General features: G+C 33.3%; 21 protein-coding genes. 6 read left to right on the forward strand and 15 right to left on the reverse strand.

What is annotated here, in order from left to right; genetic code table 11:
• Window positions 1–66: 66 nt before the first annotated feature.
• From K8Z87_RS12290 to K8Z87_RS12320, 7 genes are read right to left on the reverse strand one after another with little or no spacing between them, the layout of a single operon-like run.
• Window positions 67–1608 carry an acyl-CoA carboxylase subunit beta gene (locus K8Z87_RS12290; protein WP_227477868.1) on the reverse strand — a complete coding sequence of 514 codons (1542 nt, stop codon included), beginning with the start codon at window positions 1606–1608 and terminating at the stop codon, window positions 67–69.
• An 8-nt stretch (window positions 1609–1616) separates the two neighbouring features.
• A complete protein-coding gene (gene accC, locus K8Z87_RS12295; RefSeq protein ID WP_227477869.1) occupies window positions 1617–3056 on the reverse strand; it encodes an acetyl-CoA carboxylase biotin carboxylase subunit in 1440 nt (479 codons plus the stop codon).
• 1 nt (window position 3057) lies between these two features.
• On the reverse strand, window positions 3058–3534 hold the full coding sequence (locus tag K8Z87_RS12300) for an acyl-CoA carboxylase biotin carboxyl carrier protein subunit (RefSeq protein WP_227477870.1): 477 nt from the start codon (window positions 3532–3534) through the stop codon (window positions 3058–3060).
• A 53-nt stretch (window positions 3535–3587) separates the two neighbouring features.
• Window positions 3588–4259 carry a PrsW family intramembrane metalloprotease gene (locus K8Z87_RS12305; RefSeq protein WP_227477871.1) on the reverse strand — a complete coding sequence of 224 codons (672 nt, stop codon included), beginning with the start codon at window positions 4257–4259 and terminating at the stop codon, window positions 3588–3590.
• Window positions 4256–4810: an NUDIX hydrolase gene (locus K8Z87_RS12310; protein ID WP_227477872.1), complete on the reverse strand. Its 555-nt coding sequence runs from the start codon at window positions 4808–4810 to the stop codon at window positions 4256–4258. The genes K8Z87_RS12305 and K8Z87_RS12310 overlap by 4 nt, the downstream gene beginning before the upstream one ends.
• The gene (locus K8Z87_RS12315; RefSeq protein ID WP_227477873.1) at window positions 4810–5976 is read right to left on the reverse strand and encodes an aminotransferase class V-fold PLP-dependent enzyme; all 1167 of its coding nucleotides are present in this window, start codon (window positions 5974–5976) and stop codon (window positions 4810–4812) included. The genes K8Z87_RS12310 and K8Z87_RS12315 overlap by 1 nt, the downstream gene beginning before the upstream one ends.
• A 4-nt stretch (window positions 5977–5980) precedes the next feature.
• On the reverse strand, window positions 5981–7069 hold the full coding sequence (locus tag K8Z87_RS12320) for a M42 family metallopeptidase (protein ID WP_227477874.1): 1089 nt from the start codon (window positions 7067–7069) through the stop codon (window positions 5981–5983).
• A 127-nt stretch (window positions 7070–7196) separates the two neighbouring features.
• On the opposite strand from K8Z87_RS12320, the gene K8Z87_RS12325 reads away from it, so the two are divergent.
• Window positions 7197–7898, forward strand: coding sequence for a DUF4294 domain-containing protein (locus K8Z87_RS12325; protein WP_227477875.1), 702 nt, complete (start codon window positions 7197–7199; stop codon window positions 7896–7898).
• Window positions 7899–8525 (forward strand): PAQR family membrane homeostasis protein TrhA, encoded by a 627-nt coding sequence (gene trhA / locus K8Z87_RS12330; RefSeq protein ID WP_227477876.1) that lies wholly within the window; start codon window positions 7899–7901, stop codon window positions 8523–8525.
• Window positions 8526–8559: 34 nt separating this feature from the next.
• On the opposite strand, the gene K8Z87_RS12335 is transcribed toward trhA, so the two are convergent.
• The 8 genes from K8Z87_RS12335 to K8Z87_RS12370 form a co-directional block, all read right to left on the reverse strand.
• Window positions 8560–9012 (reverse strand): hypothetical protein, encoded by a 453-nt coding sequence (locus K8Z87_RS12335; protein ID WP_227477877.1) that lies wholly within the window; start codon window positions 9010–9012, stop codon window positions 8560–8562.
• A 16-nt stretch (window positions 9013–9028) separates the two neighbouring features.
• Window positions 9029–9367: a n-acetylglutamate synthase gene (locus K8Z87_RS12340; RefSeq protein ID WP_227477878.1), complete on the reverse strand. Its 339-nt coding sequence runs from the start codon at window positions 9365–9367 to the stop codon at window positions 9029–9031.
• Complete coding sequence (locus K8Z87_RS12345) at window positions 9367–9738, reverse strand: VOC family protein (RefSeq protein WP_227477879.1); 372 nt, start codon at window positions 9736–9738, stop codon at window positions 9367–9369. The genes K8Z87_RS12340 and K8Z87_RS12345 overlap by 1 nt, the downstream gene beginning before the upstream one ends.
• Before the next feature lie 22 nt (window positions 9739–9760).
• Window positions 9761–10288: a GNAT family N-acetyltransferase gene (locus K8Z87_RS12350; protein ID WP_227477880.1), complete on the reverse strand. Its 528-nt coding sequence runs from the start codon at window positions 10286–10288 to the stop codon at window positions 9761–9763.
• A 7-nt stretch (window positions 10289–10295) separates the two neighbouring features.
• A complete protein-coding gene (locus K8Z87_RS12355) occupies window positions 10296–11126 on the reverse strand; it encodes an SMP-30/gluconolactonase/LRE family protein (RefSeq protein WP_227477881.1) in 831 nt (276 codons plus the stop codon).
• A 94-nt stretch (window positions 11127–11220) separates the two neighbouring features.
• Complete coding sequence (locus tag K8Z87_RS12360; protein ID WP_227477882.1) at window positions 11221–11664, reverse strand: DUF4268 domain-containing protein; 444 nt, start codon at window positions 11662–11664, stop codon at window positions 11221–11223.
• Window positions 11657–12331: a ZIP family metal transporter gene (locus K8Z87_RS12365; protein ID WP_227477883.1), complete on the reverse strand. Its 675-nt coding sequence runs from the start codon at window positions 12329–12331 to the stop codon at window positions 11657–11659. The genes K8Z87_RS12360 and K8Z87_RS12365 overlap by 8 nt, the downstream gene beginning before the upstream one ends.
• Window positions 12332–12361: 30 nt before the next feature.
• The gene (locus K8Z87_RS12370) at window positions 12362–13093 is read right to left on the reverse strand and encodes an SAM-dependent methyltransferase (protein ID WP_227477884.1); all 732 of its coding nucleotides are present in this window, start codon (window positions 13091–13093) and stop codon (window positions 12362–12364) included.
• 55 nt (window positions 13094–13148) lie between these two features.
• Between K8Z87_RS12370 and K8Z87_RS12375 the strand changes: the two genes are divergently transcribed.
• From K8Z87_RS12375 to K8Z87_RS12390, 4 genes are all read left to right on the forward strand, one after another.
• Complete coding sequence (locus tag K8Z87_RS12375; protein WP_227477885.1) at window positions 13149–14315, forward strand: THUMP domain-containing class I SAM-dependent RNA methyltransferase; 1167 nt, start codon at window positions 13149–13151, stop codon at window positions 14313–14315.
• A 32-nt stretch (window positions 14316–14347) separates the two neighbouring features.
• Window positions 14348–15895, forward strand: coding sequence for an NAD(P)H-hydrate dehydratase (locus K8Z87_RS12380; protein WP_227477886.1), 1548 nt, complete (start codon window positions 14348–14350; stop codon window positions 15893–15895).
• Between the two features lie 126 nt (window positions 15896–16021).
• Complete coding sequence (gene hutH / locus K8Z87_RS12385) at window positions 16022–17572, forward strand: histidine ammonia-lyase (protein ID WP_227477887.1); 1551 nt, start codon at window positions 16022–16024, stop codon at window positions 17570–17572.
• 354 nt (window positions 17573–17926) lie between these two features.
• On the forward strand, window positions 17927–22193 hold a 4267-nt coding region (locus K8Z87_RS12390), incomplete at its 3' end, for a PKD domain-containing protein (RefSeq protein ID WP_227477888.1).

A 22193-nucleotide genomic window follows, 5' to 3' on the forward strand; every position in this document is an offset into this window, starting at 1 on the left:
TCGTTTATGATTTGAAAAGACTTATTTTCAAATTAATAGTTATAAAGTAAGCGCCTTGTATGTTTTTTATAAAGGAATATTCCCATGTTTACGCTTAGGTTTATTAACTTCTTTATTTTCAAGCATGCTAAACGCCTTGATTAATTTTCGACGTGTGTCTTTTGGTAAAATGACTTCATCAACAAAACCACGTTCAGCAGCGCTATAAGGATTTGCAAAGAGTTCTGCATATTCTGCTTCTTTCTCTTTCCATTTAGCTTCTTTGTCTTCGGCAGCTTGTATATCGCGTTTAAAAATAATTTCAGCAGCTCCTTTAGCACCCATAACGGCAATTTCGGCACTTGGCCAAGCAAAATTCATATCTGCTCCAATGTGTTTAGAATTCATAACATCATAAGCACCGCCATAAGCTTTACGCGTAATTACAGTCACTCTAGGTACAGTAGCTTCACTAAACGCATAGAGTAGTTTTGCACCATGAACAATGATACCGTTCCATTCTTGATCTGTGCCTGGCAAAAATCCTGGAACATCTTCTAATACCAATAAAGGGATATTAAAACAATCACAGAAGCGTACAAAACGTGCTGCTTTTTTAGAGCTATTGACATCAAGTACTCCTGCTAAAAATAATGGTTGGTTAGCAATAATACCAATACTTTTTCCACCTAAACGCGCAAAACCAACAATAATATTTTCGGCATAATCTTTATGAACTTCATAGAAAGAATCTTCATCAATAATACCTTCAATAACCGAATGCATATCGTAAGGCTTATTTGCGTTATCAGGTACAATGTCTGATAACACGTCTCTTACTTCATCTGTAATATTATAATTGAGGTCAACAGGCTTCTCTGTGTTGTTTTGAGGTAAGTAACTTAATAAACGTTTTATGCTTTCTAAGCATTCTATATCATTAGAGGCAGTAATATGTGCAACACCAGATTTAGTAGAATGTGTGCTTGCTCCACCAAGTGCTTCACTTGTTACCTCTTCGTTAGTTACCGTTTTAACTACATTAGGTCCAGTAACAAACATATAACTACTGTCTTCAACCATAATCGTAAAATCTGTCATGGCAGGTGAGTATACTGCTCCACCAGCGCAAGGTCCCATAATTGCAGAAATTTGTGGGATAACTCCAGAAGATTGTACATTTCTATAGAAGATATCTGCATAACCACCTAAAGAACGTACGCCTTCTTGTATACGAGCGCCACCAGAATCGTTAAGTCCAATTAAAGGCGCTCCGACTTGTACTGCTAAATCCATAATTTTACAGATTTTCTCGGCATGCGTTTCAGATAATGAACCACCAAACACTGTGAAATCTTGAGCAAACACGTAGATTAAACGTCCATTTACAGTACCGTAACCTGTAACAACTCCATCTCCATAGAATTGTTGTTTTTCCATGCCAAAATCTTTGGTGCGATGTGTTACTAGAGCACCAATTTCTTCAAAAGAACCTTCGTCCAAGAAATAATTAACACGTTCTCTTGCGGTTAGTTTTTTCTTTTCATGTTGTTTATCTATTCTAGCTTGTCCGCCTCCCAAATGCGCTAAAGCTAACTTATCGTTTAATGTTTTTATTTTAGAATCCATACTATATCTTAATTAGGTAAGCGTAATTGTTTCTGATCTTCAAAATAACGTTTCAAAGCAATCTGTGCTGCAATCTCAGCTTCATTTTTATGTTGTTCCTCTAATAATTTTGGTGAATAGTAATTTTTTACAAAATGCGTATCAAAATTACCAGAACGGAATGCTTCGTGTTCGCATACAAATCTCCCAAATGCTAATGTGGTTTGTACTCCTTGTATCTTGTAGTTGTTAATGGCTTTAATCATTAATTCAATAGCTTCATCACGTGTTTTGCCATAGGTAATTAATTTTGAAAGCATCGGGTCGTAGTAGATAGGAATATCCATACCTTCTTCAAAACCATTATCTACACGAATGTTTTTTCCGACAGGCAGTTGATAGACTTCTAGATTACCAACGCTAGGTAAAAAATCATTTAAAGGATCTTCAGCGTATACACGTAGTTCTAAGGCATGACCATTAATTTTTAAATCGTCTTGCGCTATATCTAAAACTTCGCCACGTGCCACTTTAATTTGTAGTTCTACTAAATCTACACCTGCAATAATTTCTGAGACAGGATGCTCAACTTGTAAGCGTGTATTCATTTCTAAGAAATAGAAATTATGATCTGCATCTAATAAAAACTCTACAGTACCAGCTCCAATATAATCGCAAGAACGTGCTACATTAATAGCGGCTTGTCCCATTTCCTCTCTCAATTCAGACGATAACACAGAAGATGGTGCTTCTTCAACAACTTTTTGATGACGGCGTTGTACGCTACATTCGCGTTCAAATAAATGGATGACATTACCATGCATGTCGGCCATAATTTGTATTTCGATATGTCGTGGTGATTTTACATACTTTTCAATAAAAACAGATCCATCACCAAATGCCGACGTTGCTTCAGAAATAGCACGTTCCATTTGCGATTCTAAATCCGCTTCTTTCTCAACCACACGCATACCTTTTCCGCCTCCGCCTGCAGAAGCTTTAATTAGTATAGGAAAACCAATTTCTAAGGCTATAGCTTTCGCTTTTTCTACATCTGTAACAGCTTCATCAATGCCGGGAACCATAGGAATATCATAAGCCTTTACGGTTTCTTTGGCAGCTAACTTACTACCCATGACTTTAATGGCTTTAGATCTAGGTCCTATAAATGTAATGGAATTCGCCTCGCAAAGCTCTGCAAAATCTGCATTTTCACTTAAAAACCCATAACCCGGATGGATTGCGTCTACATTTAAAGTTTTAGAGACTTCAATAATTTTGTCTCCTCTTAGATAAGATTGATTGGATGGAGCAGGACCAATACAAACAGCTTCGTCAGCATATCTTACATGTGGTGCATTACGGTCTACTTCAGAAAACACTGCCACTGTTTTAATGCCCATCTTCTTAGCGGTTTGCATAACACGAATGGCAATTTCACCTCTATTTGCTACTAGTATTTTTTTCATATTATTCAAAAGCGATTAAAAGTGAATTTTTACCTACAGTTTCTCCCTGATTAACAGCTATAGATTTAATAACACCAGCTCGTGGTGAACTAATAACATTTTCCATTTTCATGGCCTCAAGGATTAGAAGTTGATCGTTTTCTTCAACTTCATCACCAACAGCTACAGAAATCTCTAATATTAAACCTGGCATAGGTGCTTTAATATCGTTTACTTTTTTAGAAGCTCCGATTTCAAATCCCATAGCGCTAATTTGTTGGTCTAATGCGTCTTGAATCTGTACCTCATAAGAATTATTATTTACTACAACTGTATAGGTTTTTGTTAGAAAAGAAGCATCAGTAATTTGTGCTTCAACAGAAGTATCATCTTTAAGTATATGATACTTGTTTCTGGAAGTTTTTATTGTATCTGAAGAGTGAATGTCTTCTTCAGTAAACTCAAAACTAAAATTTGAATTAACATTAGTTTTATACATGGTTTAAGTATTTGATATTATTTATTTTAAATAGCATTATATAATGTTATTATTCATTTAAAATTTGAAATTTCTTGATGCCGTTTTATAGCTTTTCGAGACAAAATTACACCAATTATTAATGATATAAATGCTCCGATGGAAATTCCTGGTATAAAATTTATAAACAAAAAGAAATCGTATGAGCCATGGAATAAAACAGCTAGAAATAATCCGGCCATATTCCATTTTAATCTATTGTTAGAAAATTTTGCTTTTCCCATAAAATACCCCATTAATACTCCAAATGTTGCATGAGCAGGCACAGCTGTAAAGGCTCTTAATATAGCTGTTGAATATCCGCCATTTAACACATACATTATATTTTCTGTACAAGCAAAACCCATAGACACAATAACAGCATAAACAATACCATCATAAGGTTCATTAAAGGCTTTTCGGGGTTGTGCAAAATATTTTACAATAACGTATTTACTAAATTCTTCAGCCAATGCAACCACAATAAAAGCTTGAATGAATTGCTGCCATATACTACGCTCATCTGTAATAGGAATATATTTTCCGGTAAATAGATATATACCAATAACGATAAGAATACTTAATACAGCTCCTAATAAGAAACTAGCTATAAGTAAACTCGCAGGTTCTTTTTCGTATTTATCTTGTAAATAAATGTATAAAATAATAGCCAATACAGGTGCAACTGCTAATAAAACTAGAGTCATAATCTACATTGGGTTTTAATTGTATCTATAACGAACGTATAGTAGGTGCGATTTGAAGCTATAAAATGAGAATTTGTTTCACTGTTTTGTAATAAATCTTCAAATTCTGTAAAACTTACCAATTTTAAAGCTTCAACTTCATCGGCTTGTGGAGTTAACGCATTTAGATCTACATTTAATTCTGAAATATAAACTTGATGAAACTCATAATCTAAAATAGTTCCATCTGCATAAGAAGATTCATGCAATCGTGTATCTATCTTTTTTAAAGCTTTAGGCGGTAATTTTAACCCTATTTCTTCTTCGGTTTCACGTATAGCGGCAGTTTCAAAAGTTTCGCCAGCATCTATATGTCCGGCAACAGAGACATCCCAAAGTAATGGGTAAATCTTTTTTTTGTGCGAGCGTTGTTGTAACAATATGCGATGGTCTGAAGTATATAACCATAAATGAATAGTGTTGTGATACCATCCGTTTTTGTGAGCTTCAGACTTTAAAGCTATACCTTTGGGTTGGCCATTTTTATCAACAATATCTATATATTCATCCATTACACTAATGTCATAACCGATTTAATACAGCGTAATAATTTATCAAAATCAGCTTTAGTATTTAACACATGGCATGACAAGCGGATATAATTACCACGAAACGATACGTAAATATTTTGCTCAGCTAAAGCCATTCTTAATTGTTCTCCATCTATAGATTTTGGTATTTCAATTCCGAATAAATGTTTTGCACGTTGCTCGTCTTTATTAACATAAAAACCTATATCCTTTAGTTCTTTAACAGCATCTTTTGTAATAGAATGACAATAGGTTTGAATATCTTTAGGACTAAATTGAGAGACTTGTTTTATGCCTTCAATCTGCATGCTTACATTAATAAAATTGCCACTCTCACCAACATTATATCTATTGGCAAGAGGTTTGTATTCTGGTTGATAGTGAGTTAAACCTGTAATGTTCTCACTCCCTAACCGATTGGACCAATTTTCTTCAAATGGAATACCGTTATCAAAATAAGACCCATAATAGGCATAAGCGCAACCGTATGGTCCAAATAACCATTTATAACCTGCGCAAACTAAAGCATCTGGTTGTATGTCATTAACATCAAAAGGTAAAGCTCCAATAGATTGACTACCATCTACAATGAGCAATGCATTGTGTTGTCTGCTTTTTTGTCTAATGGCTTTTAGGTCGAAAACAAGTCCGTTAGCCCAATGAATATTTCCTAGTGTTACTAATGCAGTTTTCTCAGTAATGGCTTCAAGTATCGCTTCATTCCATAAATCACCACAATGTTCTCTGTCTTCGGGTTGCTTAATCGTTACAATAGATGCTCCGTACCGATCTGCAATTTTTTTCCAAACATAATAATTACTTGGAAATTGCTCTTCTACAATAATGATTTCATCACCTTTTTGTAAAGTAATATTTTCTGCAGCATTTGCTAATCCGTAAGATACAGACGGAATTGTAGCAATACGGTTATAATCTTTAGCATTGATAACTTTAGCAAATTCTTTTTTAAGCTCAGTAACGGCATCAAAAAAATGATAACCAGTAATTTTATATGGTCTGCTTTTTTCTAATACAGAAGTTATCCCAGCAGTTTCTACAGACTTAAAAGATGGAGATAAATTGGCTGTATTTAAATAACAGATATCTTCAGGAATATCAAATAAATGTTTTTGTTGTTGTAAGGGCATTTGTTTATTTAAAATAACTAAAAGTTTCTCCGTCTTCTATTTTTAAAATTGTTTCGTAGATTAAACGAATTACGTTTTCTACGTCATCTTGATGTACCATTTCTACCGTAGTATGCATATAACGTAGCGGTAAAGAAATTAGAGCAGAAGCAACACCACCATTGCTATAAGCAAAAGCATCTGTATCTGTGCCAGTAGCTCTAGAGAGTGCAGCGCGTTGAAATGGTATTTTCTTTTCTTCAGCAGTATCGGTGATTAAATCGCGTAACTTTTGCTGAACTGCTGGAGCATAAGCCACAACAGGACCATCTCCAATTTTAGCTAAACCTTGTTTTTTAGGATCTATCATTGGCGTTGTAGTATCGTGAGTAACATCAGTTACTATCGCCACATTAGGCTTAATCGTTTGTGTTATCATCTCAGCTCCACGTAAACCAATTTCTTCTTGTACAGAATTGGTGACATATAAGCCAAATGGCAATTTTTTTTTATTCTCTTTTAATAGACGTGCAACTTCAGCAATCATAAAACCTCCCATGCGGTTGTCTAAAGCTCTACATACAAATTTATCTTTGTTAAGAATATGAAATTCGTCTGGATAGGTAATAACACAACCTATATGAACTCCCATTTTTTCAACTTCTTTTTTGTCTTTAGCTCCAACATCTATGCAAATATTGTCTGGTTTAGGTGGTTCTTCTTTAGCTCTACTTCTGGTATGTATAGCAGGCCATCCAAAAACCCCTTTTACAATACCTTTTTTAGTATGAATATTAACCACCTTACTTGGCGCTATTTGATGATCACTACCACCATTTCTAATGACATATATTAAACCTTTGTCAGAAATGTAATTAACATACCAAGAAATTTCATCGGCATGTCCTTCAATAACCACTTTATATTTTGCATCTGGATTTATAACACCAACGGCAGTGCCATAAGTGTCTGTTATAAATTCATCTACATAAGGTTTTAAGTAGTTCATCCATATTTTTTGCCCATCCCATTCATAACCTGTAGGTGCTGCGTTATTTAGATATTTTTCTAAAAAGTCCATTGACTTTTTATTTAATAATTTTTGTTTTGCCATTGTCTAAAAAATTTTTCTAAAAATAATAATATTAATACGATTTTAAGGTTAAAGGGTTTATAAATTGTTAATTTTGAATAGTGATGAAATGTTGTTTTGGAATGATTTTAGCGACATAAAGTATAATATGAAATATTTAATAGGCATTTTATTCTTTTTTCCATTGGGGTTAATGGCTCAGATAGATCCTGTTGAGCAAGATTCTACCCAGGTAAAATACCTTATCATAGAAGGAGATTCAATTCCTCGTTTGGCTATTGACTTAGATGAAGTTATGGTAATGCCAAAGTTAAAGTATGCGAATAGAGAAGAGCGTATTCGTTATTTAATCTTAAAACGAAAAACGCTTAAAGTATATCCTTATGCAAAAATGGCTGCGGACCGTTTGGTACTTTTAAATGAAGAGTTAAAACAATATGAAAAACGCAGGAAAAAGAAAAAACATGCTAAGCAAGTTCAGAAATTTATTGAAAAGGAATTTTCGGCAGAGTTGAAAAAAATGACAAAAACCGAAGGGCAAATACTTATAAAATTAATTCATCGTCAAACAGGAAAAACAGCTTTTAGTTTGGTGAAAGAACTAAGAAATGGTTGGCGTGCCTTCTGGTATAATAATACAGCAAATTTGTTTGACATTTCTTTAAAACGTGAGTTTAACCCGTTAGAGGTAGAAGAAGATTTTTTAATAGAAGACATTTTATTACGTGCGTTTCAAGATCAACGGTTAGAACGTCAAAAATCCGCTTTTGAGATTGATTATTATGCGCTTACGGATAAATGGTTACCTAAAAAAGAAACAAAACCAATACCTAATCGTAAAAAACAGTAGGTGAGTACCCAAACTAAATTAGAAGAACAACTTAATGCTTGGTCTCATGGATTTGGAGTTGTTTTAGGTTGTATTGGTTTAATCTTCCTTGTTAATAATGTAGACGCTACGCAAAATTGGCATTTATTTAGTGTTGTAGTTTATGGACTTTCAATTATTGTTCTGTTTTTGGCGTCCACTTTATATCATTCAGTATCTAGTAAAAAGTTAAAACAACGTTTTCGTATAATTGATCATATTAGCATCTACCTACTAATTGCTGGAACATATACGCCTGTATTACTTATTTTATTATCCAAAAGTTTAGGTTGGCCATTGTTTTATTCTGTTTGGGGAATCGCTGCTTTTGGTGTGGTATTGAAACTCTTTTTTACAGGTAAATTTGAAATTTTTTCAACACTCTTATATTTGATTATGGGCTGGTTGATTGTGTTTGATTATTCAACATTATCAAGTATAATAGGTGCTGATGGAACATGGTGGTTATTTGCTGGTGGATTTTTTTACACGGTTGGTATTGTGTTTTATGCAATACATAAAATTCCGTACAATCATGTTATTTGGCATGTTTTTGTTTTGGCAGGAGCTATTTGTCATTTTTTGATGATATTTTGGTATGTGATATAGAATAGATATTAGTAAAAGTACTATAAAATGTTTTTTAGCACCATTGTATAATTTTCGTCTCAAAATTAATTGGTGTCGGCCCATCTGAACAACCTCCAATTTCCTCAGCGTTTTTATCAGTCTTTGCTTTTCCAATAATCCATTTGCCAGACTTGTGTTTTAATAAAATTCCTTTTACTATTACGTTTCCACCTATCAAAGGATTCTCTTCTTTATTATAAACAATGATTTTATTTCCAGTTATAATTATTTCAACAGACAAATTTTCCATTCGCCCGCCAAATTCCGTAAAGTATAATTCATATGTAAATTCTCCTTGAGGAATAGAATCTTTTATTATTAATTTAGTTTCTAGATTCTGTTTTTCAGAAAAATTATAATTATCTGCTTTCTTTCCCATAGCAGCTCCAATAAACATTATAAATCCTATTAATATTAAACTCCCAATTCCGAAGATGATTAGCGATATGTTTAGTGTTTTCTTCAAATGTTTTTATAATTAATTAAATCTCTTCTAAAATAGATATTCCTTTAGATAAATCACCAGATGTCCATTGCCAAGTTTCATGCAACCTTATTTTTCCGTTAGGGCGTATTTCTGGTTTAGAAAAACAAACACCTGTCATTAATTCTCCTTTTGTATTAATTTGATGGTAGCGCATGTCTATACATCCGTTATCATTTACAATACCAATTAAATGCCCTTTTGCAATTGAACCTCCTTTATATTCTGAAGTTAAAACGTTTCCAACTTGCTTATAGATAAATCGTGTATCGTCAGAAACTTCAGCATTATCTGAAATAGAAATAGGCTTAAAAACTTTGTTATTGTAATTTATCATTACACATGCTGGTCAAATAGAATGGTGTTACCATCAGGATCAGTCAGCATAAAGTTTGCTGGACCCGATGTAGTTTCATCTGCTTCGCTTGTTAAGGAAACAGCTTTGGATTTTAAATGTTTTTGAATGCTACGGATATCTTCAAAATTATCTAGAGCATTTGCGCTTTGATCCCAACCTGGATTAAATGTGAGAATGTTTTGTTCAAACATGCCTTGAAACAATCCAATGACGGTTTCACCATTTTTAAGAATGAGATAATTACGCTCTATATCTCCTGCAAAGACAGTAAATCCTAAAGTTTCGTAGAATGTTTTAGAAGCATGAATGTCCTTTACACACAAGCTCACAGAGAAAGCTCCTAATTTCATGATTTTATGTGATATTGATTAGTTAGCCTAATTTACCATAATAAATTAAATCTACCAATTCGCCAGAAGTAGTAACATAATCACGACGGATTGTACCTTCAATTTCAAAACCTGCTTGTTCGGCAACTTTACGTGCGGCATAATTTTTGGAATGCGTTCTGAGAAATAGTTTTTTAAAACGATATGTCTTAAAACAATGTTCTTGAAATAGTACAAATGCTTTTGTGGAAATGCCTTTGCCAGCATAATCTTCATCAATATATAGACCCATTTCAGATTTAGGGATACTCCAATCAATGTTTTTTAGGTCTAGAAAACCAATAATGGCATTAGTAGAATCTTCAATAATGATATAAGGGAAATATTGCCTTTTGTTAGCTTTATCTGCAATTTCAGAAAGGAAGGCTTTAGTATCTTCAAAAGTAGCGGTTCTAGAAACGGTGCCTGTAAAAAAATCTTCAAGGCGTGCCCTGTTTTTTTGAACCATATTATAATACGATTCTAAATCACTTTCTTTTAAAAGACGAATACTGTAATCTTCAAAACGCACAATTGACTTATTTAAGTTTATAGAAAAGTAAACGACTTTGACGATTCATTGGTAATAGTAGTAAGTTTTTCTCTTTAATATAAGCAATATCGCCAACACTTTCCCCAACAGTTAGTATCTTTTCGGTCTTACCGTTTGCATCAATCAAATGAATATTTCCACTTCTCCAATCTGAGATAATCATACGTTCATTGTCGTAAGGTCTAATGCCATCTAAGTTACCAATAGATGAAGATATATTTTCTATAGTTTTTGTTTTCATATCTATTTTAGATACGGCACCTCCGTCTTTACCAGCTCCCCAAGATGCCACATACATAGTATTGCCTTGTATTAAAAGACCATTAGGTCTATCTAAAGTTTCATTAGCCATCCAAAGCGAAAAATGACCAGATGTATCTAATCTATATATTTCGGACGTTCGTGTATCAGAAGCATATACATTGCCATCCGCATCGATAGCAACATCGTTTAAAAACTGAACGCTTTCTGCGGTATGCTTTTTAAGTACTTTACCTGTTTTTAAATCTGCTTCAATAAGCATTTTATTATCAGACACAAATAAACGGTCTTTAGTAATAGCGATACCTTTTGGATCATTAAGGCCTTCGACAAACGTTTTATTAATGAGTTTTCCGTCAGTACTTACTGTAGCTATAGATCCATCACCAGCTTCTCGGTCTCCAATTAAAGATGCATATATACGGTTATTTGCTTTATCATATACGGCAGACTCACAATGCGTCAACTCTAAAGTCTCACTAATAAATGTAGGTGTAGAGGTTTGTGCTTGTGTAACACAAATAAAAACGAAAAGAATATATGATAAGGATTTCATAATGTTAGTAGTTTAAAAATTAAAGATTTAAAATTAATTAATTTCTAAAATTAATCCCTTAATACAAATGTTATTTTGTTCTTAAAAGAAATATTTACCCTTTGATAATATCTTTGTATTCTTCAAAAAAAGCTTCAAACTTTGGCATGGTAGTATTAAAGAATTCCATAACGGCTTGCCAAGAGTCTTTGTTATGGATAGATACTTTTTGTTCTAGAGGTACATAAATACGTGAGATTTCTTTACCATTATCGAGATAAAATTCTTCTTCGTAAATCGCTTTGGGTAAAAACTCAGAATGTAAAATGTGTTTTAAGGCTTCTAATTTCTCCCAGCAATTGATTCGATTTTCTATCCCGATAGTTATCGGGACATCTTCTAAATCTAGAGCTACAAATGCTTTTTTAGTATCAAAATAGAATTTAAAAGAAAGGCCTTTTATTTTGGTATTGTATAGTAACCATTTTCTAGGAAATGATTTTCCGAAGCTAATCCAAAACGTTTCTCTTAGCAAACGCGATTCTTCTTTACTAAACAAAATAAGCAATAATTACACCAAGAATAATAGTAAATAGCTTGGTAAGATTGAACTTATGGCCTTCGCTGCTTTCAAATAAAATAATAGTGGCAATATGTAAAAAGATACCAATAACTATAGCATTTACATAATTTGTATAATCGATGAGAATAGGAATATTGTTGGATAAAATAGTACCTAGTGGTGTCATTATAGCAAATACAATTAAAGCTATAGTAATTTGAAGCTTAGTGTATTTTGAATCTAACAAAAATGAGGTTATAAGTATAGCAATCGGTATTTTATGAATAAGTATGCCATATACCATATCGTTATTTTCGTGTATAGGAAAACCTTCTAAAAAACTATGAATGCTTAAACTAATAAAAAGCAACCAAGGAAATGTTGTTGTGTGTTTATGTATGTGTAAATGTCCGTGTTCGGCACCTTTGGAGAGCGATTCTAAAAATATTTGAATAACTATTCCTCCCAAAATTAGTACACCAATTAATTTTGCTTCTAAATGCATGTACACTTCTGGTAATAATTCAATAAGTGTGAGTGCTAATATAAAAGCTCCACTAAAAGAGAGTAAGTGTTTAGTGAATGATTTTTTTTTGCGTTTTGTTATCAATGCAATGCAAATACCAATGATTACAGCATATAGCGGGAATAAATAATTGTACATTGAAAACATAGACTGACTACAAAAAAGATTTTATTTAAAAATCATTATTAACCGCTCGGACGTTTTAGTATGAAATTTATTGAGTTTGTAATCTCCAAACACATCTAAGAGATGAACTCCGGCTTTTTCAAAAAAAGATTCAAAGTCATTTAAAGTTAAGGCTTTTACACGTTCTTGATATTCATAATGCTCATCATCTACATCAAAAGAAATGTCTTTAATAATATAACCATTCTCTAAACGTCTTTTTTGAAGAAAATCAATACCATCTACTGTTTTTGTGTTTTCTGGTATAAGATGATCAATAACATATTCGGCATTCATAAAATCGATAACTCCAAAACCAGAAGCATTAAGTTCAGCTTTAATCGATTCTACGGTTTTTAGATTGCATTCGTCAGTTTCAAAATAACCAAAACTGGTAAATAGGTTAAAGACCGCATCAAACGTATCTGGATAAGGTTTAGTCATATCATGCACATTAAACTTTAAGGTGTCATTCTCAAATTGCTTAGCATGTGCAATGCTTTGTTCAGATAAATCAACTCCAGTAATTTGATAACCCAATTTATTAAGATATACAGAATGTCTCCCTTTACCACAAGCTAAATCTAAAACCTTAGCATTTTCGGGTAAATTAAGATATTGAGTAAGTGTATCCATAAAGGCTTGTGCCTCAGTATAGTCTCTATCTTTATATAAAATGTGGTAAAATGGTGTGTCAAACCAAGAGGCATACCATTGTTTCGTTGTTTTTGTCATAACATTAAATGTACTACAAAAATACTGTATTTTTGTTTTCTATTTGACGTATTATATGGACAATAATTTCAAGATGGTTGCCAAAACTTTATTTGGCTTTGAAGATCTATTAGCAAAAGAGTTAACGCAATTAGGAGCGATGGAGGTAGAGAAAGGAGTGCGTAATGTGTCTTTTGTTGGAGATAAAGGGTTTATGTACAAAGCCAATTTAGGTTTACGTACAGCTATAAAAATCTTGAAACCTATAAAATCATTCCGTGTTGTTAAAGAACAAGATCTTTATGATAATGTAAAAAACATAAAATGGGAAAAGTATTTAAAATCTAATGGTTCTTTAGCTGTTGATGCCACAGTACATTCTACAGTTTTTACACATTCGTTATATACAGCTTTAAAAACTAAAGATGCTATAGTGGATCGGTTTAGAGCAAATACAGGAGAACGCCCTAATGTAGACTTGCGTTTTCCTGATATAAAAATAAATGTGCATATAGATCGTCAACGCTGTACAATTTCTTTAGATACTTCAGGAGAGTCTTTACATCAACGTGGTTATAAAACAGCGACTAATATTGCGCCAATTAACGAGGTGCTTGCTGCGGGTTTAATTCTATTAAGCGGTTGGGATGGACAGACCGATTTTATGGATCCTATGTGTGGTAGTGGTACTGTTTTAGCAGAAGCAGCAATGATAGCATGTAATATTCCACCCAATTTAATGCGAAAAGAATTTGCTTTTGAGCGTTGGGAAGATTGGGATGTGAATTTATTTGAAAAGATCGAAGAATCCTTACTTAAAAAAACGCGAGACTTTCATTATAAGATTTTAGGATATGATAAATCTCCATCTGCGGTTACTAAAGCAAAAGAAAATATTAAGAATGCACATTTAGATGAGTTTATTCATATTCAGCATGAAGATTTCTTTAAAACACAAAAAGCAGGTACAGACAAATTGCATATGGTATTTAATCCACCTTATGGAGAGCGTTTAGAAAATTTGAATGTGGAAGAATTCTATGGAGATATCGGTACAACTTTAAAGCACGGTTACCCAAATACAAATGCATGGTTAATTACTTCTAACCTAGAAGCATTAAAATTTGTAGGCTTACGTCCATCTCGAAAAATAAAATTATATAATGCTAAACTTGAAGCACGTTTTGTAAAATACGAAATGTATGAGGGTAGCAAGAAAGCAAAAAAGCAAATTAGAGATTAGTATTACAATCAATAATAAAACAACAAAAGTAAATGAAAGTCTTTTCAAAAGCACAAATATACGAAGGAGATAAGCTGACTTCAGAGCGCCAGAACATATCATCTACAGACTTAATGGAGCGCGCTGGCACACAAATCTTTAATTGGATGCATACCCGTATGCAAGGTGCTCAAGTGCCAATACATGTGTTTTGTGGCATAGGTAATAATGGAGGAGATGGTTTGGTTTTAGCGCGTCATTTAATTACACATGGTTATAATGTAATAACTTATGTGGTTAATTGTGGCAATAGCCGATCTAAAGATTTTTTAGAGAATTACGATCGTATAAAATCAGTAACTAAAGAATGGCCGCAACTTTTAAAATGCGAAAGTGATTTCCCTGAAATACATAAAGATGACATCATTGTTGACGCTATTTTTGGAATAGGTTTAAATAAACCTGTTGACGGTTGGATAAAAGATATGTTTCATCATTTTAAAGCCTCGCAAGCATTTACATTAGCGGTAGATATTCCTTCAGGATTGTATACAGATAAGGCTGTTGAAGATGCTAACGGAGTTGTTAGAGCAAATTATACCTTAAGTTTTCAATCTCCAAAGTTAGTATTCTTTTTACCTGAAACAGCTGAATATACGATACAGTGGGAAGTTTTAGATATAGGTATTGATCGCGAGTATTTAATGACTACTGAAACTGAAGTAGAGTTGATTTCTAAACACGAAATTTTACCACTATATAAGCCTAGAGCAAAATTTGATCATAAAGGTATTTTTGGACATGGATTGATTGTAGGAGGAAGTTATGGTAAAATCGGAGCTGTTCATTTAGCAACTAAATCGGTTTTGTCGGTTGGATCTGGTGTGGCTACAGCATATATTCCTAAATGTGGTTACACCGCATTGCAAGCCAGCTTGCCAGAGGCTATGGTAATTACAGATGCTAATGAAGAACATTTAACTGCTATAGATTTTAAAATTAAACCTACAGCTATTGGTGTTGGTGTAGGATTAGGTACAGAAGTAAACACAATTAAAGCTTTTGAAGCTTTTTTGAAGATTAATAAAGCTCCATTAGTTATTGATGCAGATGCTCTAAATATAATTTCAAAGAAAAAGACATTGCTAAAATTATTACCAGAGCATTCTATACTGACTCCTCATGTTAAAGAGCTAGAAGGCTTAATTGGTAAATGGTCTGATGATTTTGAAAAACTTAAAAAAACGAAAGCATTTTCTTCTAAGTATAAAATTATAATTGTGATCAAAGGAGCTAATACCATTACAGTTTATGGTAATAAGCTTTATGTCAATACAACGGGTAATCCAGGTATGGCAACAGCCGGTTCTGGAGATGTACTTACAGGGATTATTACAGGATTAATATGTCAAGGATATTCAGAAATTGAAGCTTCATTATTTGGTGTCTATTTACATGGAAGATCTGCCGATTTAGCATTAGAAGAATATGGATACCAAAGCCTTCTTGCTAGTAATATTATTGATTACATAGCTGAAGCTTATATCGATTTGTTTAAACAACCTGAGCAACCCGAAGTAGAAGTTGAAGGAGAAGATTAATTTAGATTGAGTTTTATGACATTGCTTTTTTTGCAACTTTCTTTAAAATTCTAACACTTTAAATTATTAACATTTATTGTAAAGTTTAAAAGTTATGTTCAACTTTGATAAAATTAAACTTTAAAAATGACTAAAACCTATACAATATCTTCAGAACGTTTAACACTAAAAGCTATAAATGATATCATTTTTAATGATAGAAAAATTAAACTTTCAGATCAGGTTATTTCAAATATAAAAAAATCGAAAACCTATTTAGACGCTAAACTTTCTGAAAGTGATAAACCTTTTTATGGTATAAATACAGGTTTTGGTTCATTATATGATGTAAAAATTTCTAAACGCGATTTAACAAAATTGCAAGAAAACCTGGTGATGTCTCATGCTTGTGGAACAGGAGACAAAGTGCCAGAGGTCATTGTAAAAATTATGTTGCTTTTAAAAATTAAATCTCTAAGTTTTGGACATAGCGGTGTGCAACTGTCTACAGTTAATCGCTTAATTGACTTTTTTAACAATGACATTTTTCCTTTTGTATATACCCAAGGTTCACTAGGTGCTTCAGGCGATTTAGCTCCTTTGGCACACTTATCATTGCCATTGATAGGTAAAGGCAAAGTGACTTATCGGAAACGTTTAGTGAATACGACTACAGTTTTAAAAAAATTTAATTGGAAACCTATAAAATTAGAAGCTAAAGAAGGATTAGCTTTATTAAATGGAACGCAGTTTATGACAGCTTATGGAGTATACTGTTTATTATTGTCTCATAAAACATCTTACTTAGCAGATATAGTAGCTAGTATTTCTTTAGATGCATACGATGGTCGTATAGATCCGTTTAATGATTTAGTACACCTTATAAGACCACATGCTGGACAGCTTAAAGTAGCTAGACGTTTTACTGAATTTTTAAAAGATAGTGAGCTGATTCATCGTAAAAAAGAACACGTTCAAGATCCGTATTCATTTCGATGTATTCCTCAAGTTCATGGGGCTACAAAAGACACGATTGACTTTGTTGAAAAAACCATGATTACAGAAATTAATTCAGTGACAGATAACCCTAATATTTTCCCTGATGAGGACGAAATTATTTCTGCAGGTAATTTTCACGGCCAACCATTAGCTCTAGCTTTTGATTATTTAAAGATTGCCATGGCTGAGATTGGAAATATTTCTGAGCGTCGCATTTTTCAATTAATTTCAGGGCAAAGAGGTTTACCAGCATTTTTAGTTGATAATCCAGGATTAAATTCGGGGTTTATGATTCCTCAATATACTGCAGCGAGTATAGTAAGTGCTAATAAACAGTTGGCCACGCCAGCCAGTATCGATAGTATTGTGTCTAGTAATGGACAAGAAGATCATGTGAGTATGGGAGCAAATGCAGCGACACAAGCTTATAATTTAATACGTAATGTAGAACGTATTATTGCTATTGAGTTGTTTAATGCTTCACAAGCTATGGTATTTAGAAAACCTTATAAATCTTCAACATTTATAGAGCTATTTTTAAAGGCTTACAGAAAAGAAATTCCTTTTATTAAAAGTGATGAGATATTGCATGATGATATAGAGAAAACCATTCAATTTTTAAAGAAATATAACATTACAGATTTCGAATTATTCCTTAATGATTATGGAATAAAAGCAGATCTTTTAGAGACTGAATAATAATTTTATTTTTTAATATACAAAAATTTAATTATCTAGTAATGAACAATTTATAATTTTATCAAATTGCTTTTCGTAAACAGAATCTAGCTTTTCAATCTTATCATTTTCGATCTCTAATTCAAAGAAAAACATGTCCTTTAGCGAATAAATTTACACTTTGTCTAAAAGGCTAAATTTAATCAAGAATGTTGTCTGTGATTTTATATTTTTATAATCGTTAAAGAAGATGTTAATTCTATTTTGACATATATAAAGGCATTGATTAGTAGCAAATTAAAGCCCTTAACTACCTTATTTTTAGCATACTCATGTTTGTTTTAATTAGCATTAATTCAACTATTAAACATGTCTATGTACAATTTTACTCAAGTATTAAAGAATTTATCTGTAACAGCGAAGAAAGCATTTTTGTTAAAACAGGCTTTTAAAAGTGTAATTACCTTTATGGTTTTTGCTCTTTTTTTTATGTTATCTAACTCAATAGGAGGTCAATCTTATTTACAGGAAGATAATATTCAGCAAACCAGTACAACTCAATACGTCTATTCTACGGAAGATACTATAGATGATAATGAGCCTATTAACTATGCTGTAGTCGATGATTCTCCGAGTTATGGACCTGTATACAAATCTTACCAAGCTATTGAGTGCTATCTCAATGTGGATATAGGAGAAGATGTAACTATCTGTGATGGAGATGAGGTTACACTAACAGCTAGTGTTAGTGGAGAATCTCAATGTCAAGAGTGTGAAATAGTTGAAGAAAGCGTAACTATACCTTTAGATATCTGGGAAGCTGATACTAGACAAATCTGTAATGACGAATTTACATCTACTACTCAAGATGAGTATGAAGATATTGTGCCATTTGACGACCCTATATTAGATTCTACAAAAGAGGTAACATCTATTGAGATTCAATTTAACGTAGCAGCATGTTATGGCACAGAAGAACAGAATAATCACTCTTACCCTATAGAATTAAATGGAACGGTTATTGGATATTTTAATCCAACAGAACTTCCATGTCAAACAGATGTTTGTGAGTCAACTCCTCCTGTAACGTATACTATAGATTCTACAATATATAACTATAATGGATCTAATGAAATAGATTTAAATTTCGATACTATTGGTGCTCATATTTGTGTAGCAAATATTGATGTAACACTTAATACAGAAAAAGAAGTTTGTGTTGATGTCGATTCCTCAGTTTCTTATTTATGGTCTACAGGTGAAGAAACGGAATCAATAACTGTTGATAAAGATGGAGTATATAGTGTTACAGTAACAGATTGCGAAGGTTGTGAAGCTACTGACGAAATTGAAGTAACAGTAACTTCATTGACAGCTGAAGTTACAACTACAGAAGCACGATGTGATTCTGAAACAATTAAAGTTTGTGACTTATTTGATTACAACGGATCTAGGACAATTTGGTTGCCTAATTTTGGTGGTTCTGGTAAAACAGCACGATTTTCTTTTATAGAAAACTCAGGAAAACTATATCAATACACTGATGGAACAGCGCATTTAGTTGCAAAAGCTGAAAGAACAGATAACTCAAATGAACAAGTTGCTGTTTCTGTTTGGCTTACAGATAGAAAAGATTGGAATGACTGGAGTAGTGAAAGTGGAAAAACTTATAAAAACGGTGGAGGCTTATCTGATGCTTATTTAGATTGGGATTATTATGTAATAGATGATTCTAAACCAAACACAATAACAGGTTTATTAGACCTTGCAGGTTTACAATTAGATTTAACAACTAGAGATAGTAGGTATGGGGTACAAGTAGGTGAAGGAGCTAATGATAAAGATTCTTCTTTCGGAGTTTCATTTTGGTTTAATTATACAAGTTCTACTCCTAATTTCAATGGAAGAGGTGATTTTAATATAGGTGCTTCATGTGCTGAAGCAGAAAGTTGTGGAGCTACAGCTTCTGTATCAGTAAATGGAGGAACACCACCATTTGTTTTCAGTTGGTCTAATGGGTTCTATGGAAATCATATAAAAGGACTTTGTCCAGGAGATTTTAGTGTAACTATTACAGATGCGAACGGTTGCGCTACAACAGAGAATTTTACAATAGTAGAAAGCCCATCTCCTGAAGTAACAATTGCAGATATAGAATCAGTATGCTCTAAAGATACAGGGAATGATTTAGCTTTATTAGCATCATCAGATGATGATATAGTAAGTTGGTCTTGGAGTACTAATGGTACTGCAGAATTTAGTGATGATAGCATTCCAAACCCAACAGTAACAAAAGTAACTGATGATGAGGTGTTGAGAGTAACGGTTACAGATGGTAATGGTTGTACAGCATCAGCAGAAATAACTGTTGAGGTAATAGTATGCTGTGTGCCTTCTGCAGAGTGTAAATTACCGCCAACACGTACTATAGCCTGTTCTACAGAATATCCAGATACCTATAGAGATTATAATGATGTGTTTGAAAATGTAGAATCTTGTGGAGGAGTAGTAACTATGGGGGTTTCTAATACTACGCCGGTTGTAGAAACAACGGATTCTGGAGTTATAAAAACTAAGATTAGAACTTATACGCTTTATGTAGATGGAATAGAAATCGCAACTTGTACCCAAGAATTAATTATAACCAATAACACACCTATATTTATAGGTGAAGGTGATGGATTTTCTCAAGACGATATATTAGATATAGATTTTGATGGTTGTATGCCAGAGAATAATTTAGAATTTGAGATATCAGAAGACTTATTTCAAGATTGTGGAGGTTCTATAGTAAGTAATACGTATATAGACTCTAGAATTATAAACGTTAGAGGTGATGATTGCGATTGGTATATTACGGTGCGTATTAAGGCGGAAGGTTTTCAAGGACCACCATTAATTTTTGAGCAAGAGTTCCATGGAGGTGATAATATAGCACCAGAGATTAGTGATGCAGGATCAGACATAACAATCGAGTGTACAGATACGCCTGAGTTCACACCACCAACGGCTACAGATAACTGCGGTGAAGTAACAATAGAACAAGTAGGAGCTGATGTACGTGAAGATGGAGACTGTGCAAATGAGTACAGATTAACAAGAACATGGAAGGCAGTAGATACTTGTGGAAATGAGAGTGGTACAGTAAGCCAAACAATTACTGTTCAAGATACAACAGGCCCAGAGTTAATTGATGATTGTAATGAGAATGAATTTGTTATAAAAACGAGTGAGTTTCCATATGCAGATTGTCCAGCAGATGCAGAAGCAGATGTTTATGTAGGACAAGAAATAACGGTAGAAGGCTTATTTACAGTAGCAGGTATAGATTTAGGCGCACCTTCGCTTAATTTATCTTTAGTACAGTGTTTTACAGATAATTGCTCAGAAACAGAAAATTTAACATACCGAGTACGAGAAGTAGATAATGGAAAATCAGATGGATGTGATCGCTTAATAACAGTATATATAGAAGCTATAGATGAGTGTGGTAACGAATCTGTTGGTACTTTACGTTGTCAATTTAGAATTATTGATGATACAGCACCAACAATAACTCAACCAGCAGACATAACAATCGAGTGTACAGATACGCCTGAGTTCACACCACCAACGGCTACAGATAACTGCGGTGAAGCAACAATAGAACAAGTAGGAAAAGATATACGCGAAGAAGGAGACTGTCCAAATGAGTACAGATTAACAAGAACATGGAAGGCAGAAGATGCTTGTGGAAACATGAGTGGTACAGTAAGCCAGACTATTTCAGTAATAGCACCAGAAATAGATGTAGATGGTCCAGAAGACATAGAATTAACACAGCCAGAAGATTATACAACTTTAGCAGAATTGCAAGCAGCATATCAAGCTTGGTTAGCTGAGTTTGTAACATTAGAAGCAGGTTGTGGTGATGAAGGAGCTTTCGAAGGAGAAGTTCCTAGTATAGAAGATTTTGAAATTTGTAGTGATATAAATATAACATTAACTTATAGTGCTAATGATGGTTGTTCAGAAGATTCTGTAACAGCAAGCTTTAAAGCAGATGCAGATAATATGTTAACCCTTATTGAAGGGGAAGATTTAACGCCACAAGATTTGAATTTAGATCTTACAGGTTGTATGCCAGAAGATGATTTTAGTTTAGATGTAGAAAGAGATTTATTCCAAGATTGTTTTGGTAATGTTGTAAATAATTCAAGACTTTTATTACAAACTGCTGAAGTTACAGGGACAGATTGTGATTGGACGGTTACTGTAACTATTACTGTTACTGGTGATACAGACCCACCATTAGTTTTCACGGAGACATTCCAAGGTGGTGATCAAGAAGCTCCAGTAATAACATTAGGTGAAGGAGTAGCACCAAGTGGTACAGATTTTGGCTGTTCAGTGCCGCCTGTACCAACATTTACAGCTACTGATAATTGTGCGGAAGGTTTAACCGCAGATGTAGATTTTGAAGATACTGTTGATGGTTGTATTAATACTCGAGTATATACAGCAACAGCTTCAGACGGTTGTAATGATGCGATTCCTGTTGAAGTTGTTTACACATGGACAGTAGATGAAGATAGCCCAGTTATTTCAACGACATCAGAGAGTGGTGAATTAGAATGTAATGCAAGGATAACTCCACCAGTAT

It is taken from the genome of Winogradskyella immobilis (assembly GCF_021887715.1).
Lineage (GTDB): Bacteria > Bacteroidota > Bacteroidia > Flavobacteriales > Flavobacteriaceae > Winogradskyella > Winogradskyella immobilis.

What these genes read in the sequence shown, in the direction of transcription:
- K8Z87_RS12325 (WP_227477875.1), top strand. Translation starts at nt 7,197, where the DNA reads ATGAAATATTTAATAGGCATTTTATTCTTTTTTCCATTGGGGTTAATG.
- K8Z87_RS12290 (WP_227477868.1), bottom strand. Translation starts at nt 1,608, where the DNA reads ATGGATTCTAAAATAAAAACATTAAACGATAAGTTAGCTTTAGCGCAT.
- K8Z87_RS12355 (WP_227477881.1), bottom strand. Translation starts at nt 11,126, where the DNA reads ATGAAATCCTTATCATATATTCTTTTCGTTTTTATTTGTGTTACACAA.
- K8Z87_RS12340 (WP_227477878.1), bottom strand. Translation starts at nt 9,367, where the DNA reads ATGATAAATTACAATAACAAAGTTTTTAAGCCTATTTCTATTTCAGAT.
- K8Z87_RS12305 (WP_227477871.1), bottom strand. Translation starts at nt 4,259, where the DNA reads ATGACTCTAGTTTTATTAGCAGTTGCACCTGTATTGGCTATTATTTTA.
- K8Z87_RS12370 (WP_227477884.1), bottom strand. Translation starts at nt 13,093, where the DNA reads ATGACAAAAACAACGAAACAATGGTATGCCTCTTGGTTTGACACACCA.
- K8Z87_RS12315 (WP_227477873.1), bottom strand. Translation starts at nt 5,976, where the DNA reads ATGCCCTTACAACAACAAAAACATTTATTTGATATTCCTGAAGATATC.
- K8Z87_RS12365 (WP_227477883.1), bottom strand. Translation starts at nt 12,331, where the DNA reads ATGTACAATTATTTATTCCCGCTATATGCTGTAATCATTGGTATTTGC.
- K8Z87_RS12380 (WP_227477886.1), top strand. Translation starts at nt 14,348, where the DNA reads ATGAAAGTCTTTTCAAAAGCACAAATATACGAAGGAGATAAGCTGACT.
- K8Z87_RS12320 (WP_227477874.1), bottom strand. Translation starts at nt 7,069, where the DNA reads ATGGCAAAACAAAAATTATTAAATAAAAAGTCAATGGACTTTTTAGAA.
- K8Z87_RS12310 (WP_227477872.1), bottom strand. Translation starts at nt 4,810, where the DNA reads ATGGATGAATATATAGATATTGTTGATAAAAATGGCCAACCCAAAGGT.
- K8Z87_RS12300 (WP_227477870.1), bottom strand. Translation starts at nt 3,534, where the DNA reads ATGTATAAAACTAATGTTAATTCAAATTTTAGTTTTGAGTTTACTGAA.
- hutH (WP_227477887.1), top strand. Translation starts at nt 16,022, where the DNA reads ATGACTAAAACCTATACAATATCTTCAGAACGTTTAACACTAAAAGCT.
- K8Z87_RS12375 (WP_227477885.1), top strand. Translation starts at nt 13,149, where the DNA reads ATGGACAATAATTTCAAGATGGTTGCCAAAACTTTATTTGGCTTTGAA.
- accC (WP_227477869.1), bottom strand. Translation starts at nt 3,056, where the DNA reads ATGAAAAAAATACTAGTAGCAAATAGAGGTGAAATTGCCATTCGTGTT.
- K8Z87_RS12345 (WP_227477879.1), bottom strand. Translation starts at nt 9,738, where the DNA reads ATGAAATTAGGAGCTTTCTCTGTGAGCTTGTGTGTAAAGGACATTCAT.